The organism is Streptomyces sp. NBC_00510 (assembly GCA_036013505.1).
Classification (GTDB): domain Bacteria; phylum Actinomycetota; class Actinomycetes; order Streptomycetales; family Streptomycetaceae; genus Actinacidiphila.
Genome location: CP107851.1, coordinates 9,365,914 through 9,381,176 on the forward strand (window position 1 = coordinate 9,365,914; position 15,263 = coordinate 9,381,176).

Annotated in this window: 13 protein-coding genes; 9 read left to right on the forward strand and 4 right to left on the reverse strand. The window is 73.5% G+C overall.

Annotated elements, in window-relative coordinates; genetic code table 11:
* Nucleotides 1-17: 17 nt before the first annotated feature.
* On the reverse strand, nucleotides 18-614 hold the full coding sequence (locus OG937_42730) for a TetR/AcrR family transcriptional regulator (GenBank protein ID WUD77955.1): 597 nt from the start codon (nucleotides 612-614) through the stop codon (nucleotides 18-20).
* A gap of 120 nt (nucleotides 615-734) precedes the next feature.
* On the opposite strand from OG937_42730, the gene OG937_42735 reads away from it, so the two are divergent.
* The 8 genes from OG937_42735 to OG937_42770 all read left to right on the forward strand — a co-directional run bounded on the left by OG937_42735 (nucleotide 735) and on the right by OG937_42770 (nucleotide 9,051).
* Complete coding sequence (locus OG937_42735; protein ID WUD77956.1) at nucleotides 735-2,027, forward strand: MFS transporter; 1,293 nt, start codon at nucleotides 735-737, stop codon at nucleotides 2,025-2,027.
* A 460-nt stretch (nucleotides 2,028-2,487) separates the two neighbouring features.
* Nucleotides 2,488-4,020 carry an ATP-binding protein gene (locus OG937_42740; GenBank protein ID WUD77957.1) on the forward strand — a complete coding sequence of 511 codons (1,533 nt, stop codon included), beginning with the start codon at nucleotides 2,488-2,490 and terminating at the stop codon, nucleotides 4,018-4,020.
* Nucleotides 4,017-4,460: a roadblock/LC7 domain-containing protein gene (locus OG937_42745; protein WUD77958.1), complete on the forward strand. Its 444-nt coding sequence runs from the start codon at nucleotides 4,017-4,019 to the stop codon at nucleotides 4,458-4,460. Before OG937_42740 ends, OG937_42745 begins: the two co-directional genes overlap by 4 nt.
* Nucleotides 4,457-4,816 (forward strand): DUF742 domain-containing protein, encoded by a 360-nt coding sequence (locus OG937_42750; protein ID WUD77959.1) that lies wholly within the window; start codon nucleotides 4,457-4,459, stop codon nucleotides 4,814-4,816. Before OG937_42745 ends, OG937_42750 begins: the two co-directional genes overlap by 4 nt.
* Nucleotides 4,797-5,441, forward strand: a complete 645-nt coding sequence (locus tag OG937_42755; protein ID WUD77960.1) for an ATP/GTP-binding protein — start codon at nucleotides 4,797-4,799, stop codon at nucleotides 5,439-5,441. The genes OG937_42750 and OG937_42755 overlap by 20 nt, the downstream gene beginning before the upstream one ends.
* Nucleotides 5,438-6,691: a cytochrome P450 gene (locus OG937_42760; GenBank protein ID WUD77961.1), complete on the forward strand. Its 1,254-nt coding sequence runs from the start codon at nucleotides 5,438-5,440 to the stop codon at nucleotides 6,689-6,691. The genes OG937_42755 and OG937_42760 overlap by 4 nt, the downstream gene beginning before the upstream one ends.
* On the forward strand, nucleotides 6,691-7,935 hold the full coding sequence (locus OG937_42765; protein WUD77962.1) for a cytochrome P450: 1,245 nt from the start codon (nucleotides 6,691-6,693) through the stop codon (nucleotides 7,933-7,935). The genes OG937_42760 and OG937_42765 overlap by 1 nt, the downstream gene beginning before the upstream one ends.
* A 105-nt stretch (nucleotides 7,936-8,040) precedes the next feature.
* Nucleotides 8,041-9,051 carry an LLM class flavin-dependent oxidoreductase gene (locus OG937_42770; protein WUD79061.1) on the forward strand — a complete coding sequence of 337 codons (1,011 nt, stop codon included), beginning with the start codon at nucleotides 8,041-8,043 and terminating at the stop codon, nucleotides 9,049-9,051.
* Between the two features lie 49 nt (nucleotides 9,052-9,100).
* On the opposite strand, the gene OG937_42775 is transcribed toward OG937_42770, so the two are convergent.
* The 3 genes from OG937_42775 to OG937_42785 form a co-directional block, all read right to left on the reverse strand.
* Complete coding sequence (locus tag OG937_42775; protein ID WUD77963.1) at nucleotides 9,101-11,200, reverse strand: PhoX family phosphatase; 2,100 nt, start codon at nucleotides 11,198-11,200, stop codon at nucleotides 9,101-9,103.
* Between the two features lie 783 nt (nucleotides 11,201-11,983).
* Entirely contained in the window at nucleotides 11,984-12,922 is a 939-nt protein-coding gene (locus OG937_42780; protein WUD77964.1) for a GNAT family N-acetyltransferase, read from the reverse strand.
* A gap of 80 nt (nucleotides 12,923-13,002) precedes the next feature.
* Entirely contained in the window at nucleotides 13,003-14,151 is a 1,149-nt protein-coding gene (locus tag OG937_42785; GenBank protein WUD77965.1) for a hypothetical protein, read from the reverse strand.
* Nucleotides 14,152-14,408: 257 nt separating this feature from the next.
* On the opposite strand from OG937_42785, the gene OG937_42790 reads away from it, so the two are divergent.
* On the forward strand, nucleotides 14,409-15,218 hold the full coding sequence (locus tag OG937_42790) for an NAD(P)-dependent oxidoreductase (GenBank protein ID WUD77966.1): 810 nt from the start codon (nucleotides 14,409-14,411) through the stop codon (nucleotides 15,216-15,218).
* Nucleotides 15,219-15,263: the final 45 nt, after the last annotated feature.

A 15,263-nucleotide genomic window follows, 5' to 3' on the forward strand; every position in this document is an offset into this window, starting at 1 on the left:
CCTACCGGGCCCGTTGATCAGGCGGTGGCCTGCTGCCGTGCGCCGAGCACCATCGTGATCAGGGACCTCGCGGTGGCCCGGAGCCGGTCCGCGTCCTGGTAGACGCGCTCGATGACGACGGTGCCGCGGGTCATGGTGACCAGGACCCGCGCGGCCTCGGTGGGAGGGACGGCGAGCAGGCCGGCCGCGTCGCCGCGGGAGAGCCGTTCGGCCATGACGCCCTCGAGCCGGTCCAGCAGGCCGCGGATCGCGGCCCGGATGGGTTCGGCGTCCGCCTGGGTGTCGGTGGCGGTCTTGGTCGACAGGCAGCCGCGGGCGGGGGTGCCGTGGGTCATGGAGGCGATGGTGAAGTCGAAGAAGTCCTCCAGCGCCCGCCGGACGTCCGGCTGGTCCAGCGTGGCGGCGGCCTCGGCGACGAAGGCGCCGGCGTAGTCCTGGAAGACGCGCAGGAACAGCGTCTCCTTGTCGCGGTACGCGTTGTAGAGCGAGCCGCGCTGCACGCCCGTGGCGGTCGCCAGGTCCTGCATGGAGGTCGCTCCGTACCCCTGGTTCCAGAAGACGTCCAGGATCCGGCCCAGGGTGTGCTGCTCATCGAACTGACGCCGTCCAGCCATGCGCCCACGGTAATTCATCTTTGACGGCTCCGTCAAAGTTTGCAAGGCTGTCAAACATGACGGGGTTGTCAAAGATGGCCCGGACTGCTGACGGACCGGGCGGAAGGCGGAAGCGAGCACATGACCACCACACCACCGGGACCCGCCGCATGGCGGGCCATAGCGGCGGGCGCGAGCGCCAGCTTCGTCGGCATCGGCCTCGCCCGGTTCGCCTACACGCCTCTGGTGCCCGAACTGATCAACGCCCACTGGTTCTCCCCGTCCGCGGTGGCGTACCTGGGCGCGGCCAACCTCGCCGGCTACCTGGCGGGCGCGCTGAGCGCCCGGTGGGTGGGGCGCCGGCTGGGCGACCGCCGGGCCCTGCGGTGGATGATGGCGCTCGCCACGCTCGCGCTGCTGGCCTGCAGCGTTCCCGTCTCGGTGCCGTGGTTCTTCCTCTGGCGCCTGGCCTCGGGGCTCGCCGGCGGCGTGATCATGGTGCGGGTGGCCGGTGCCGTGCTCCCGTACCTGAAGGGGGAGCGGCGCGGGCTGGCGGGCGGGGCGATCTTCGCGGGGCTCGGTGTCGGCATCGCCGCCACGGGGACCCTGGTGCCCCTGCTGCTGCACCTCGGACTGCGCGGGACCTGGGCGGGGCTGGCCGTCCTGTGCGCGCTCCTCACCGTACTGAGCTGGAACGGCTGGCCGACGCCGGCCGCCGCCCCGTCGCCGTCCGCGGTCCCAGCGGCGCCGGGGCCGGTGCCGGGGGAGCGGAAGCCCGCGCGCTCGCCGCGGCTGCGGCTGCTGCTCGTGGAGTACGCGCTGATCTCGATGGGTCTCACCCCGGCCATGGCGTTCCTCGCCGACTTCGTCAGCCGGGGCCTGGGCCGCGGTTCCGCCGGCGGCTCCATGATCTGGATCCTGTACGGGCTCGGCGCCCTCGTCGGGCCCACCCTCTACGGCCTCCTCGGCGACCGCCTCGGTTTCGCCAGGGCCCTGCTGTTGATCACCCTGGTGCAGGCGGGGGCCCTCGCCGCGCTCGCCGCGGCGCACGGCCTGCCCGAGATCGCGGTGCTGAGCGTGGTCATCGGCTCCTTCCCGCCCGGGGTGGTGCCCGTCGTGCTGGGCCGCGTCCACGAACTCGTACCGCGGCACCCCGAGGCGCAGTCGGCGGCATGGGGCAAGGCGACCGTCGCCGGAGCGCTGTCGCTGGCCCTCTCCGCCTACCTCTACTCCTACGTCTTCGCCCGGACCGGTCAGGACCACCGGACGCTGTTCCTCATGGGTGCGGGAGCCCTGGTCCTCGCTCTGGTCGTCGCCGTCGCCGCGCGGTTCGTCCGCGCGGGCGTGCCCCTGGAGGTGGAAGCGGAGCCGGAGGCGGACGCGGAAGCCGCGCGCCGCGCGGCCGGCGCCGGGGGCGCCTCGGTCACGGGTTGAGGAGGGCCGAGGGCGAACGGCGTGGCGCGCTTGCGACATGTCGCACAGTGGACACGCCGTCAGGTTCCCGCCGCCCGCGGTCCGCGCCCGGCGGGGTCCCGGCCGCCGACCGCCGGGCGCGTGCTGTGACCCCGGCCCGTTCGGTATGGCGAACGACGTGGTCAGCGGCACCGAGGAGCCGTGGCGGCGGTGGACGCGGCGGTGGCGGCGCCCGCGGGGAGCGGAGGCGCCGGTTCCCCCTCGCTCGGGCGCCGGCGTGCCGCGGCAACCTCACATATCCTCACCAGCCAACAAATGTCATCGGCGCATTGATCAACACCGCTGGCAACTCGCATATAGTGACCGCGAGTTCCCCGCCAACACGGAGCCCGTCCGGGAATCGTGTTCGCGGTGGTGCCCGTTTTTGTTGGATTCCGCTTCGCCCATCCCATCCGTCCGTACGGCCCCGAGGTCCTGATCGATGACAGCGCAGACCGCGCTCCCGCGCCCGCGGACCGGGCGCCTGCGCATCCCGGCACGGCGGCGTGAGCAGCGCGCTCCGTTCGCGTACCTGGCGCGGGCCCTGGCGGTGCCCCTGGTGGTCACCGTCCCGGTCGCCGTGTGGCTGGTGGTCGCCGCCCCCGGGTCGCTGCGTGCCCCCGCGGTGATCGGCGCGGCCGCCGGGATCCTGGCGCTGGCCTGCGCCGTGGCCGTGGCGGCGCAGGAGCGCTGGCGGGCCCGGCGCCTCGCCGGACAGCTCGACGCGCTACGGGCCGAGGCGGAACGATTCGCCGACGAGCTGCTGCCGGCCGCCGTCGGCCGGATCGCCGCCGGTGAGACCGTGGACCGGGTACTCACCGGGGTGCGGGAGCCGCTGACCGGCCCGCAGCGCCGCATGCTGGCCCTGATCGCCGACCGGGTCGGGACGAGCGAGTCGCGCCGCGCCGCGGCGATGGCCGTCGGTGCCAACGCCGCGGGACGCATGCAGGCGCTGGCCACCGGAATGCTGGCCGACCTGCGGCAGATGGAGCACCGCCACAGCGACCCGGCCGTGCTGCACGACCTGCTGCACCTGGACCACCGCACCGCCCAGGCCGGCCGCCTCGCCGACAGCATCGCCGTGCTGACCGGGGCCCGTTCCGGACGCCGGTGGGCCAAGCCGATCCGGATGGAGTCGATCCTGCGCGGCGCGATGGGGCGTATCGCCGGCTACCAGCGGGTGCGGCTCCACTCCACCAGCGAGGTCGCCGTCGTCGGCCACGCCGCCGAGGGCGTGATGCACGCGCTGGCCGAACTCATGGACAACGCCGCCAACTTCTCCCCGCCCACCGCCGAGGTCCACGTGTACGTGGAGGAGGTGCCCGCGGGCGCGGTCATCACGGTCGAGGACAGCGGTCTGGTCATGGGGGAGGTCGCGCTGCGCCGGGCGCAGAGCGCCGTGGCGGCCGGGTCCGGGGACCTGACCGGCCTGTCCGGGACCAGGCTCGGGCTGACGGTCGTCGGCCGGCTGGCCCGCAAGCACGGGCTGACGGTGTCCTTCCGGCCCTCGGCCCGCGGTGGCACCGGCGCGGTCATGATGATCCCGCAGGAGATGCTCACCGTCCCGCGTCCCGGCATGGACGCCGGTCCCGACGCCGAGCCCGTCCTGCCCCCGGAGGCCCCGGCCGCCGCCCCGTCCGTCCCGGCCCCCGCCGAGACGTCCGACCGCGACGAGGAGGCCCGGCGCACGGCGCCGGCCCTGGGTGAGAGCGGCCTGCCCAAGCGCCGCCGCGGCCAGACGCTGTCCTCCGCCGGCCACGACCGGCCCGCCGCACGGACCGGTTCGAGCTCCGGCGGCCACGGCACGGCGGCCGAACGGGCCGCACGGTTCAGCACGTTCCGCAGCGCGGTGCACGGCACCACCCCCGCCGCACCCGCACCCGCCCCCGACCACCCGTCACCCGCGTCCGCGCCCGGCGCGGACCGCGACGAGCACAACGCGACGGCCCCATCCCCAGAAAGCGACGCGCGATGACCGCACCGGCCACCGGCCACACCAGTACGGACGAGCGGCTCAACTGGCTGCTGGAGAACCTGCTGGAGCGCACCCCGGGTGCCCGCCACGCCCTGGTCCTGTCCCGGGACGGGCTCAAGCTGTGCCGCACCCCCGAGCTCTCGGTGGACCAGGCGGACCAGCTCGCGGCGATCTCCGCCGGCATCCAGAGCCTGTCGCAGGGCGCGTCCATGGAGTTCGGCGACGGCAGCGGCGGCGTGCGGCAGGCCATGGCCGAGTTCTACGGCGGGATCCTGTTCATCGTCGAGGCCGGTGACGGCGCCCACCTCGCGGTCGTCGCCGCCGACGACGCCGAGGTCGGCCTGATCGGTCACAACATGCACGAGCTGGTCGAACAGCTCGGTGAGCACCTGAGCGCGCCCCCGCGCGAGGTGCCCGGTGAGGACGGCGACGGCGCATGACACCCCGCCCGGGCCGGGAGGAGGATCCGGACCGGCTGTACACCCTCACGTCGGGCCGCAGCCGGCCCGCGTCCGACGCGTTCGACCTGGTGACCCTGGTGGTCGCCGAATGCGATCCGGTCCCGGGGATGCAGTCCGAGCACGCGGCGATCCTGCGGATCTGCCGCCGGCCCACCGCCGTCGTGGAGCTCGCCGCCGACCTGGGACTCCCGGTCGGCATCACCCAGGTGCTGCTGTGCGACCTGCTGGACACCGGCCGGATCAGCGCCCGGCACCCCCGTACCGCCCGGACGGCGGCTCAACTGCCGGACCCCGAGATCCTGGAGCAGGTGCTCGTTGGACTACGCAACCTCTGACCCCGGCCTCGTTCCCGGCCCGCCGGGGCCGCGGGCGCCGCTCGACGCGAGCGCCGACAACGGGCTGAAGATCGTCATCACCGGTGGGTTCGGCGTCGGGAAGACGACCATGGTCCGCTCGGTCAGCGAGATCCGTCCGCTGAACACCGAGGAGACCATGACGCAGGCCGGTGCCGGGGTCGACGACCTCGCCGGTGTGGGGGCGAAGACCTCCACCACCGTGGCCTTCGACTTCGGCCGGATCAGCGTCAACGCGCGCACCGTGCTCTACCTGTTCGGCGCACCCGGGCAGGAACGGTTCTGGTTCCTGTGGGACCGGCTGTTCTCCGGCACGCTCGGCGCGGTGGTGCTGGTCGACACCCGTCGGCTGGACGACTCCTGGTACGCCATCGACCGCCTGGAGCACCACGGCACCCCGTTCGTGGTGGCCCGCAACGACTTCGGCGGGCCGAAGCACACCGAGGAACAGGTCCGCGACGCGCTGTCGCTGGCGGACGGGGTGCCGCTGGTGGACTGCGACGCGCGGTCCCGGCAGTCCTCCAAGGACGTCCTCATCACCCTCGTCCAGCACCTGCAGACCCTGTCCGGCGCCCGCCCGCGCCCCCGGGAGAGGACCGCCCCGTGACCAGTCAGCCCTCCGCGGCCGCCGGCGCCTGCCCGTTCGCCGGGGCGGTGCCGTTCAGCGGTCCGCGCTTCCACGTCGAACCGGCCGCCCTGTACCGGGAGTTGCGCCGCGAGCACGGGGCCCTGGCCCCCGTGGAGCTCGACGGCGGCATACCGGCCTGGCTCGTGCTGGGCTACCGGGAACTGCTGCACGTCACCGGCGACCCGGTGCTCTTCAGCCGCGACTCGGACTTGTGGAACCAGTGGGACCGCATCCCCGACGACTGGCCGCTGCTGCCCATGATCGGGCGCAAGCAGCCGTCGATCCTCTACACCGTGGGCGAGCGGCACCGGCAGCGCGCCGCGATGATGGGCAACGCCATGGAGGCCATCGACGCGGTCGAACTGCGCCGTCACGCCGAGCGCTACGCCGACGGGCTGGTCGACACCTTCTGCGGCAGCGGCACGGCGGACATCCTCGACGAGTTCGCGATGCTGCTCCCGGTGCGCGTGCTGGCCCGGCTCTACGGCTTCCCCGAGGAGCAGGGCCCCCGCCTGGTGAAGGCGGTCAAGGACCTGGTCGACGGCGGCGCGGACGCCATCGCCGGCCAGATGTACGTCTACTCCGCGATGACCGAGCTGCTCGAGGCGAAGAAGGAGCAGCCGGGCGCGGACGTGGTCTCGCGGATGCTCGCCGACCGGTACGACTTCTCCGACGAGGAGATCGTGCAGGACCTGATGGTGATGACCGTGGCCGGGCACCAGCCCACCGCGGACTGGATCGGCAACTCGCTGCGGCTGATGCTCACCGACGACCGCTTCGCCGCCTCGTTCACCGGCGGCCGGAACAGCGTCGGGCAGGCCATGAACGAGGTCCTGTGGGAGGACACCCCCAGCCAGAACATCGCCGGGCGGTGGGCCAGCCGCGACACCCGGCTCGGCGGGCGCCAGATCGCCTCCGGCGACCTGCTCATCCTCGGCTTCGCCGCGGCCAACGCCGACCCTCAGGTGCACCTGGAGGCCGGGGCCTCCACCAACGGCAACAACGCCTGGTTCTCCTTCGGCCACGGTGAGCACCGCTGCCCGTTCCCGGCGCAGGAGATCGCCGAGGCCATCGCCCGCACCGGCATCGAGGTGCTGCTGGACCGGCTGCCCGACCTCGAACTGGCGGTCGACCCCGCCGAACTGGTGCGCCGTCCGTCCCCGTGGCTGCGGGGCATGACCAAGCTCCCCGTGCGTTTCACACCCACCCCCGTGCTAGGAGAACTCTGATGGAATGCCCGGTCACCGGCCACCGCGCGGCCTCCCCGATCGTGCTGGACCCGCTGGTGGGCGACCTGGTCGCCGAGAGCGCCGCGCTGCGCGAGGAGGGCCCGCTGGCCGCGGTCGTCCTGCCCGGCGGGGTGCCGGTGTGGGCCGTGACGCACCATGCCGAGGCCCGCGCGCTGCTGACCGACCCGCGGCTGGTGAAGGACATCGCCCACTGGGACGCCTTCACCCGCGGTGAGATACCCGCCGACTGGGCGCTGATCGGCCTGGCCAACCCCGGCCGCTCCATGCTCACCGTGGACGGCGCCGACCACCGCCGGCTGCGCGCCCTGGTCGCCCAGGCGCTCACCCCCCGCCGCGTCGAGCAGATGCGGGCCCGCATCGAGGAGCTGACGGCCGGTCTCCTGGAGCGCGTCGAGGAGGCGGCACGTGAGGGCGAGGTGCTGGACCTGAAGGCCACCTTCGCCTACCCGCTGCCGATGTACGTCGTGCAGGAGCTGATGGGCATCGACGAGGCCCACCTGCCGCGCCTGAAGGTGCTGTTCGAGAAGTTCTTCTCCACCCAGACCCCGCCCGACGAGGTCATCGCCACCCTCGGCGAGCTCGCGACCCTGATGGCCAAGACCGTCGCCGACCGGCGCGCCGAGCCCGGCGACGACCTGACCAGCGCGCTCATCGCGGCCTCCGAGGACGGTGACCACCTCACCGACGCGGAGATCCAGAGCACCCTGCAGCTGATGATCGCCGCGGGCCACGAGACCACGATCTCCCTCATCGTGAACGCGGTCGTCAACCTGCTCACCCACCCCGACCAGCTCGCGCTGGTGCGGGAGGGCAAGGCGAGCTGGGAGTCGGTGGTGGAGGAGACGCTGCGCCACTCCACGCCCACCTCGCACGTGCTGATCCGCTTCGCCACCGAGGACGTCCCCGTCGGTGACAAGGTCATCGCCAAGGGCGAGGCGCTGATCGTCTCCTACGCGGCGATCGGCGGCGACGAGAAGCAGCACGGTCCGAGCGCCGGCGTCTTCGACATCACCCGCGAGCACCCCATCCGGCACATCGCCTTCGGCCACGGCCCGCACGTGTGCCCGGGCGCCGCGCTGTCCCGGCTGGAGGCCTCGGTGGCACTGCCCGCCCTGTTCGAGCGCTTCCCCAAGCTCGACCTGGCGGTGCCGGCGACGGAGCTGCGGAACAAGCCCGTGGTCACCCAGAACGACCTGTACGAGCTGCCGGTCACCGTGAACTGACCTACCGTCGGTGTCCGGCACCGTCCCGCCCCGCTCGAGCCGGAGCGGGGCGGTGCCGGTCCCGTCCGACCCCGCGACGAGGAGGGCTCCGTGCCGTCGTACGGCATGCCGCTGCGCAAGCTGGGCTTCCTGACCATCGGGCTGTTCGACGAGACCGATCCACGGCGCGGGCACGAGACGACGCTCGAGATGATCCAGCTGGGCGAGCGACTGGGCTTCGACAGCGCGTGGGTGCGCCACCGCCACCTGCAGTTCGGCATCTCCTCGCCGGTGGCCGTCCTTGCCGCCGCCTCGCAGCGCACCAGCCGCATCGAACTGGGCACGGCCGTCATCCCGCTGGGATGGGAGAACCCGCTGCGACTGGCCGAGGACCTGGCGACGGTGGACCTGCTGTCCGGCGGCCGCCTCAACCCGGGCGTCAGCGTCGGCCCGCCGATGCACTTCGACGAGGTCCGCGGCGCCCTCTACCCGGACACCGCAGGCCAGGAGGACTTCTCCTACACCCGGGTGCAGCGCCTGCTGGGCTTCGTCCGGGGCGAGCCGGCCACCGCCTTCAGCGGCACCGAGGGCTTCGAGGTCTTCTCCGACCGCGTCCAGCCGTACTCCCCGGGGCTCGGCGACCGCATGTGGTACGGCGGCGGGAGCCTGCGCTCGGCGCGGTGGGCCGGGGAGCACGGGATGAACCTCCTGACGAGCAGCGTGGTCAAGGCGGAGGAGTCCGAGGACTTCGCGGCGATCCAGCTGTCCCACATCCGCGCCTTCCGGGCCGCACACCCCGACGGGGAACGGGCCCGGGTCTCCCAGGGACTGGTCGTCGTCCCCACCGACAGCGCCTCGGCCGGCCAGCGCGAGAAGTACCTGGAGTACGCCCGCCGCCGGCTGCCGCGCACCGCCGGCCCGCAGGGGCCCGGGCGGCTGCTGTTCGCCCCCGACCTGGTCGGCACCTCGCAGGAGATCGCGGAGCGGCTCTCCGCGCACGGGGCCTTCCGCGAGGTCGACGAGGTCGCCTTCGCACTGCCGTTCGCCTTCGAACCCGAGGACTACGTGCAGATCCTCACCGACATCGCCACCCGGCTCGGACCGGCCCTCGGCCGTCCGGCGGCCCCGGCCCCCTGACGGCCACCGCGGAGCGGCCCCGCCCGGCACGCCGGGCGGGGCCGTGGCGTCACACGCCGATGTCGCGGCCGTCCTTGCGCCACACCACGACGACGGAGGGGCGGGGGATCCGCTTGCCACCGTCCGGCCAGCGCGAGGACGGGTTCTCGTACGTGGAGCCGTCGGTCTCGCCGGGGTGCTGCACCGCGACCAGGACGCGCTGGTCCTGGACGATCGGGCCACAGGTCTCGGCGCCCTTGGGCACGCTCAGGAACTGCCGGACCTGACCACGCTTGTCACCCTTGACCGCGACGCCGAAGAGGGCGTCGTGGGTGCCGAGGGTGCCCGGCGCGCCGTCGGTGGAGATCCACAGGTTGCCGTGCGGGTCGAAGGCCACGTTGTCCGGGCAGGAGATCGGGCTGACGTCGTCCTTCGGGAAGCCGGCGAAGTAGGTGGCGGGGTCCGAGGGGTCTCCGGCGACCAGGAACAGCCGCCACGCGAAGCGGTCGGCGGCCGGGTCGTCGAAGAACTCCGCCAGCTCCAGCACGTGCCCGTGCTTGTTGTTGCTCCGCGGGTTGGCCTCGTCGGGGCCGGCGGAGCCGGCCTTGCCGCGGTTGGTGTTGTTGGTCAGCGCCACGTAGACGCGACCGGTGCGCGGGCTGGGCTCGACGTCCTCGGGGCGGTCCATCTTCGTGGCGCCGGCCTTGTCCGCCGCCATCCGGGTGAAGAGGTAGACCTCCTCGGCGGTCATGCCCTCCACGAAGGAGGTGGTGCCGCTCGCCAGCTTGATCCACTCGCCGGAGCCGTCGAACTCGCCGTCCGAGGGCAGCTTCCCGCTGCCGTCGAACTCCGCGGCCGGGCTGTCGCCGGTGAGCCTGGCGACGTAGAGCGTGCCCTCGTCCAGCAGCGACAGGTTGTGCTCGCGGACGGCCCGTCCGGTGCCGTGCCGCATCGCCTTGCTCGCCACGAACTTGTACATGTAGTCAAAGCGCTCGTCGTCGCCCATGTAGACGACGGGGCGGCCGTCGTCCGTGAGCCGGGGCTGCGCGGCCTCGTGCTTGAAGCGGCCGAGGGCGGTGTGCTTGCGCGGCGTCGAGTCCGCGTCGAAGGGGTCGAGTTCCACGATCCAGCCGAAGCGGTTGACCTCGTTGGGCTCCTTGGCCAGGTCGAAGCGGTCGTCGAACCGTTCCCACTTGCGCTCGCTGGCCGCGCCGGCGATGCCATAGCGCTTCAGCCGCTCCGCGGTGACCGGGTCGGTGACCGAGGCCGCGTTGCCGAAGTACTGGTTGAAGTTCTCCTCGCCCGAGAGCACGGTGCCCCACGGGGTGGTGCCGCCGGCGCAGTTGTTGAGGGTGCCGAGGACCTTCGTGCCGGTGGGGTCGGCCTTGGTGCGCAGCAGGGGGCTGCCCGCGGCGGGGCCGGTCAGCCGGAAGGCCGTCTTGGTGTGGACCCGCCGGTTCAGGCCGTGCCGGTTCACCGGGTACAGGCGGCCGGAGTGCCGGTCCTCCTCGACCACGACCACGCTGAGGCCGTGCGCGGCCCACGCGATCTCGACCTGCTCGCGGGTGGGGTCGGCCGCGTCGTAGCCCGGGAACATGAGGATCTCGTCGGTGTACTCGTGGTTGGCGACGAGTACCTGACGGCCACGCTCACCGGGCAGGTCGAACAGGTGCAGGAAGTCGTTGTTGTAGCCGAACTGGCCGGCCTGCGCCGCGGCGGTCTGCCGCGCCTGGTCGAACGCGGGGGCGCCGCGCAGGATGGGGTCGCCCCAGCGGATCACGACGCTCTGCGCGTAGCCCTCGGGGACGACGAGGGCGTCCACGGTGTTCGGCTCGACGGGCCGGAAGCGCAGGCCCTTGGCGGCGTCGGGGTCGACGGTGCCGCCGTGACCGCCGTGGCCCCCGTGCTTCGGTTCGGGGGCGGCGGCGGCCACATCGGTGCCGGACGTGACGGCTATGCCTCCTGCGGCGGCGGCCAGGGTGACCACGGCGCCGGTCCGCAGCATGGTGCGGCGGGAGAGGGCGTCGGCGACGACGTCGCCGAGGTAGGCGTTGCCGCTGGTGTTCGGGGCCTCGTGGGCGCAGGCGTCACCGCACTTGAACCGGCAGGTGAGGGCGGACCTGCCACCGTCGTGGCGGGGGAGCAGCGGAAGAAGTCTGTGCGGCCGCACAGTGCCTCCAAGTCTATGTTCCGGTATAGCGAATCCCAAGGGACGGTAAAGAACCCTGTTCTCGCGGGGGTGGCCGGAACGTGAACCGCGCATGAACCGGTGAGCGCGGCCCGGGGATGGCGCCGGGCGGAGGCCGCGGACGGGTCGCGGCTCCCGACGGCACGACGCTTGCTTGTGCGGCGACCAGGAGTGCCCGCCCGTGATCGGCCTGCCCGGGGGAGCGGTGCGGGCTTCCGCCCACCTGCGCGACCTCGGCGGGCTCCACCGCGCACCGGCGGGGCGGACGCCTCGCGGGACACCACGAGCCACCGCTGCGACCGCCCCGTCGACGACGTCGAGGCGCTGCGCGCGCACCGCGGCCCCGACACCGTCGACCTGCCTGGCGGCGCTGCACGCCGCCCGCCACGTCGGTCTCGACATCGGCACGGACGCGCTGCCGGCCACGGCCCGGCCCCGGCAGGGCGAACCCTGGTACGACGCGGCGGCGGCCGTCTTCGGCTCGGAGGGCGCCTGGGAACCGGAGAGCACGCTTACGGCGCTCGCCCGCTTCGCGGGACCGGTGCTCGTACTGGCAGGGGAGTACGACGTGCGCGCACCACCGCCCGCGATGCCCGAGGTGGCGGAACTGTTCCCGGACGCCGCGCCGGGCGTCCAGGCGGGCGACGGGCACTTCCCGTGGCGGGACGGCCGGGAGCGGTCGGTGCCCGGCCGACGCGGACAGCCCGGCGCGGAGGGCGAGTTCACCGGGCGGGGTCCGTCCTCACCGGCCCCGGCCCGCCCCGCTCACGCCCGGGCGGCCGCGGGCAGCGTCACCTCCCAGGTGTCCACCGCGAAGTGCAGACCCATGCCGTGCGCGGTGTACAGGCGCAGGGCCCCCGTGGTGTTGTCGGTGTCCACCCCCAGGCCGAGGGTGTCGCGGCCGCGGGCGGCGTAGACCCCGAAGGCGTGGCGCAGCAGGTGGCCGGCGACGCCCCGGCCCCGCGCCTCCTTGCGCACCCCGAGGCTGCGGATCCACGCCATGGCCGCGCGGTCGTCACGGGTCAGCGCCACGCCGACGTCCCCCGCGCCCTCCAGCGAGGCGATCCACACCAGGGACCAGTCGATGCCCGAGCCGAGGTCGTCCAGCCACTGCGGGTAGGTGCGGCGCTGGTGGTCGAAGTGCTCCGCGAAGGTCTCCTGCAGGAGTTCGTGGGCGCGGCGCCGGTCGGCCTCCTCCGCGCAGTCGCGCAGCGTCAGCCCAGGCGGCGGCTCGGGGACGGTGTCCGCGGCCGCGGACAGCGGGCGGGTCAGCACGTGGTAGCGCCGTACGGTCTTCCAGCCGCGCCGCGTCAGGCGGGACGTGTCCATGGTGGGCGCGGTGTTCAGGGCGAGATGGACGACGGCCCGGGCCACGCCGTTCTCCGCGGCGCGCTCGGCGGCCCGGTCCTCCAGGAGGTCCAGCAGCCGCTCCCCGGCCTCCTGGTGCGCGGTCAGGACGTAGTGGTCGACGTCGATGCGTTCGGCGCCGGAGTCGTCCCACAGCAGCCCGAACGCGACGGGCACGCCGTCCTCGAAGACCAGCCAGGAGTTGCGTTCCAGGTCGGCCTCGGGGTGGACCAGTGACGACTCGACCGTCCCCAGGTCGGTCTCGGGCTGCCCGAGCTCCACGACGTCGACGGCGTTGAGCAACTCGCAGATGACGGGCGCGTCCTCGGGGGCGGCCGGCCGTACGGTGATGGGCATGCCGCAACTGTCGGTACCGGTGCCGGCCCCGCGCAAATGTTTTTCGCGGCGGAGCCGGTCCGGCGGGGACGGTGTCCGTGTCAGGCGTCGGCAGCCTCGGTCGCCGGACGGTCGGCTTCGGCGTCGGCGTCTGTGTCGCGCTGGGCGGGGACGGTGACTTCCACGGCCCCGCCGGCCTCCTCCGTCGCGTCGGCGTCCTCGGCGGTGGGTGCGGCCGGTACGGCCGGTACGGACGGTGTGGCGAGCGTGGCGGGGGCGGTTCGTACGGCCGTTGCGGCCGCCGCGACCCCCGTCGGCACCGCGGGCGCCATGACGTCGAGGTCGGCGTCGTCGGGCCGGCGGTCGCGGCGGACGTCGCCGACGATCAGGGCCACCACCGCCGCGGAACCGACGAATTCCAGCAGGCTCTGCGAGGTGTCCACGGCGGTCACGGGCATCGTGCCGACCGCGTAGCCCCACAGCTCCGTGAAGGCCGACGGCATCATGAAGAGCGACAGGCCCACCGAGAAGCCCGGGGCGGTGGGTCGCCGCCGGGCCGCGAGCAGCATGCCGGCCCCGCACAGCACGGTCAGGCACACCCACTGGTACGGCGACGGCACCGCGAGGATCGCCCGCCCGCTGCCCTTGCCGACGATCAGGTCGCTGAGCACACCCGGCCCCACCTGAACGGCCGTCACCGCGTTCCGGCCGATGTAGAAGACGTTGAGCACCGCGAGCAGCAGCCCGGAGGCGGTGGCCGTCACCTTCACCGGGCGGATGCCGCCCGTCACCGCGTCCGCGGCGGCGGCCTCGTACTCCATGTGCCGGGCGAGCAGGAGGAGCGCTCCCAGGATGAGCGTGAGCACCACGGCGAGGACGGCGGTGCTGCCCACGGCGTTCAGCGAGGCACCCTTCAGGGTGCCGAACCACGGGTCGGAGGGCGAGTCGAGCAGCAGGTACCAGACCGCGGGGAGGCGGAAGCCGAGGGTCACGGTGCACGCGGTCACCAGCAGGCCGCCCGCGCCGCGGGTGCGGAACAGCGCCGCCAGACCGGCGCAGAGCTGCAGCGCCGCCAGGCCGAGGTCGAGCGAGGAGGTCGCCGACAGCCCCGGCACCCATCCGGTGGTCCACAGCGACCAGGCGCCCGGCAGACCGCGGACAACGATGTCGTAGAGCAGCCAGAACGCCGTCTGGGAGAACAGCGCGAGGCTGAGCAAGGCCACGGCTATCCGCACTTGATTGATCGACATCCCCGGACGGTTCATGGCGCGCTGTCCCCTCGACGGCCAAACGTGGTTGAGTTCACAACTATCCAATGACGGAGCAGAGCATAAACGGTCCCCCATGGGCCCGCGCCAATCCGCCCCCGGCGTGCCCGCCTTGCGAAACCGCACGGGAACGCCATGCCAACGGAAAGTGAATGACGCCCCGTCAGGGAAAACCGTCACCAGCCCCGTGGAATGATCGGTGCGCGATGGAACGGGCCTCGGAGGAAGGGGAGTTGCCCATGACGGCGGGAGCGCTGGCGATCACGGGCGCGGCGGGCACCATCGGCTCCGTGGCGCGCGCCGCACTGCGCGGGGAGTCGGCACGGCTGGTCCTGCTCGACCGGGTCCCGCTGGTCGCGGAAGCCGCGAACGAGGAGGTGCACACCGTCGACCTGCGCGACGCCGACGCCGTGCGGTCCGCCCTGGTGGGCGTCGACCGGGTCCTGCACCTCGGCGGCATCCCCGACGAGGCCCCGCTGGCCGACCTCCTGGAGGCCAACGTCCTCGGCACCCACCACGTCCTGGAAGCCGCCCGGTGCGGTGGCATCCGGCGCGTCGTGCTGGCCGGGAGCAACCGCGTCACCGGTTTCTACCCCGCCGGGCACCGCACCGCTCCGGACGAACCGGTGCGCCCCGACGGCCTGTACGGGGTCAGCAAGGCGGCCGTCGAGGCGCTGGGACGGCTCTACGCCGACAAGTTCGGGCTCTCCGTCATCTGCCTGCGCATCGGCAGCTTCGAGGCGGAACCCGGCGAGCCCCGCCACCTGGCGACCTGGCTCAGCCACCGCGACGCCGTCGGCTGGATCCGGGCCGCGCTCACCGCGCCGCCCGGCGTGCGCTACGCCACGGCGTACGCCGTCTCCGCCAACACCCGCCGCTTCTGGGAACTCCCCGACCCGTCGGTGCTCGGCTACACCCCCGTCGACGACGCCGAGCAGCACGCCTCGCGCCTCACCACCGCGGACGGCGACGCCGTACCGGACCCGGCCGCGCCCCAGGGCGGCCCGTACGCCCTGCCCGAGGTCACGCTCGCGCACCTTCGACGCTGACCCGGAAGAATGTTGTCAGAGGCCTGTGATGGGATACCGGAGAAC

Excerpts from the sequence above, each read along its gene's own strand:
- OG937_42785 (WUD77965.1), bottom strand. The coding sequence starts at position 14,151 with ATGTCGATCAATCAAGTGCGGATAGCCGTGGCCTTGCTCAGCCTCGCG.
- OG937_42770 (WUD79061.1), top strand. The coding sequence starts at position 8,041 with ATGCCGCTGCGCAAGCTGGGCTTCCTGACCATCGGGCTGTTCGACGAG.
- OG937_42765 (WUD77962.1), top strand. The coding sequence starts at position 6,691 with ATGGAATGCCCGGTCACCGGCCACCGCGCGGCCTCCCCGATCGTGCTG.
- OG937_42780 (WUD77964.1), bottom strand. The coding sequence starts at position 12,922 with ATGCCCATCACCGTACGGCCGGCCGCCCCCGAGGACGCGCCCGTCATC.
- OG937_42750 (WUD77959.1), top strand. The coding sequence starts at position 4,457 with ATGACACCCCGCCCGGGCCGGGAGGAGGATCCGGACCGGCTGTACACC.
- OG937_42745 (WUD77958.1), top strand. The coding sequence starts at position 4,017 with ATGACCGCACCGGCCACCGGCCACACCAGTACGGACGAGCGGCTCAAC.
- OG937_42735 (WUD77956.1), top strand. The coding sequence starts at position 735 with ATGACCACCACACCACCGGGACCCGCCGCATGGCGGGCCATAGCGGCG.
- OG937_42730 (WUD77955.1), bottom strand. The coding sequence starts at position 614 with ATGGCTGGACGGCGTCAGTTCGATGAGCAGCACACCCTGGGCCGGATC.
- OG937_42740 (WUD77957.1), top strand. The coding sequence starts at position 2,488 with ATGACAGCGCAGACCGCGCTCCCGCGCCCGCGGACCGGGCGCCTGCGC.
- OG937_42790 (WUD77966.1), top strand. The coding sequence starts at position 14,409 with ATGACGGCGGGAGCGCTGGCGATCACGGGCGCGGCGGGCACCATCGGC.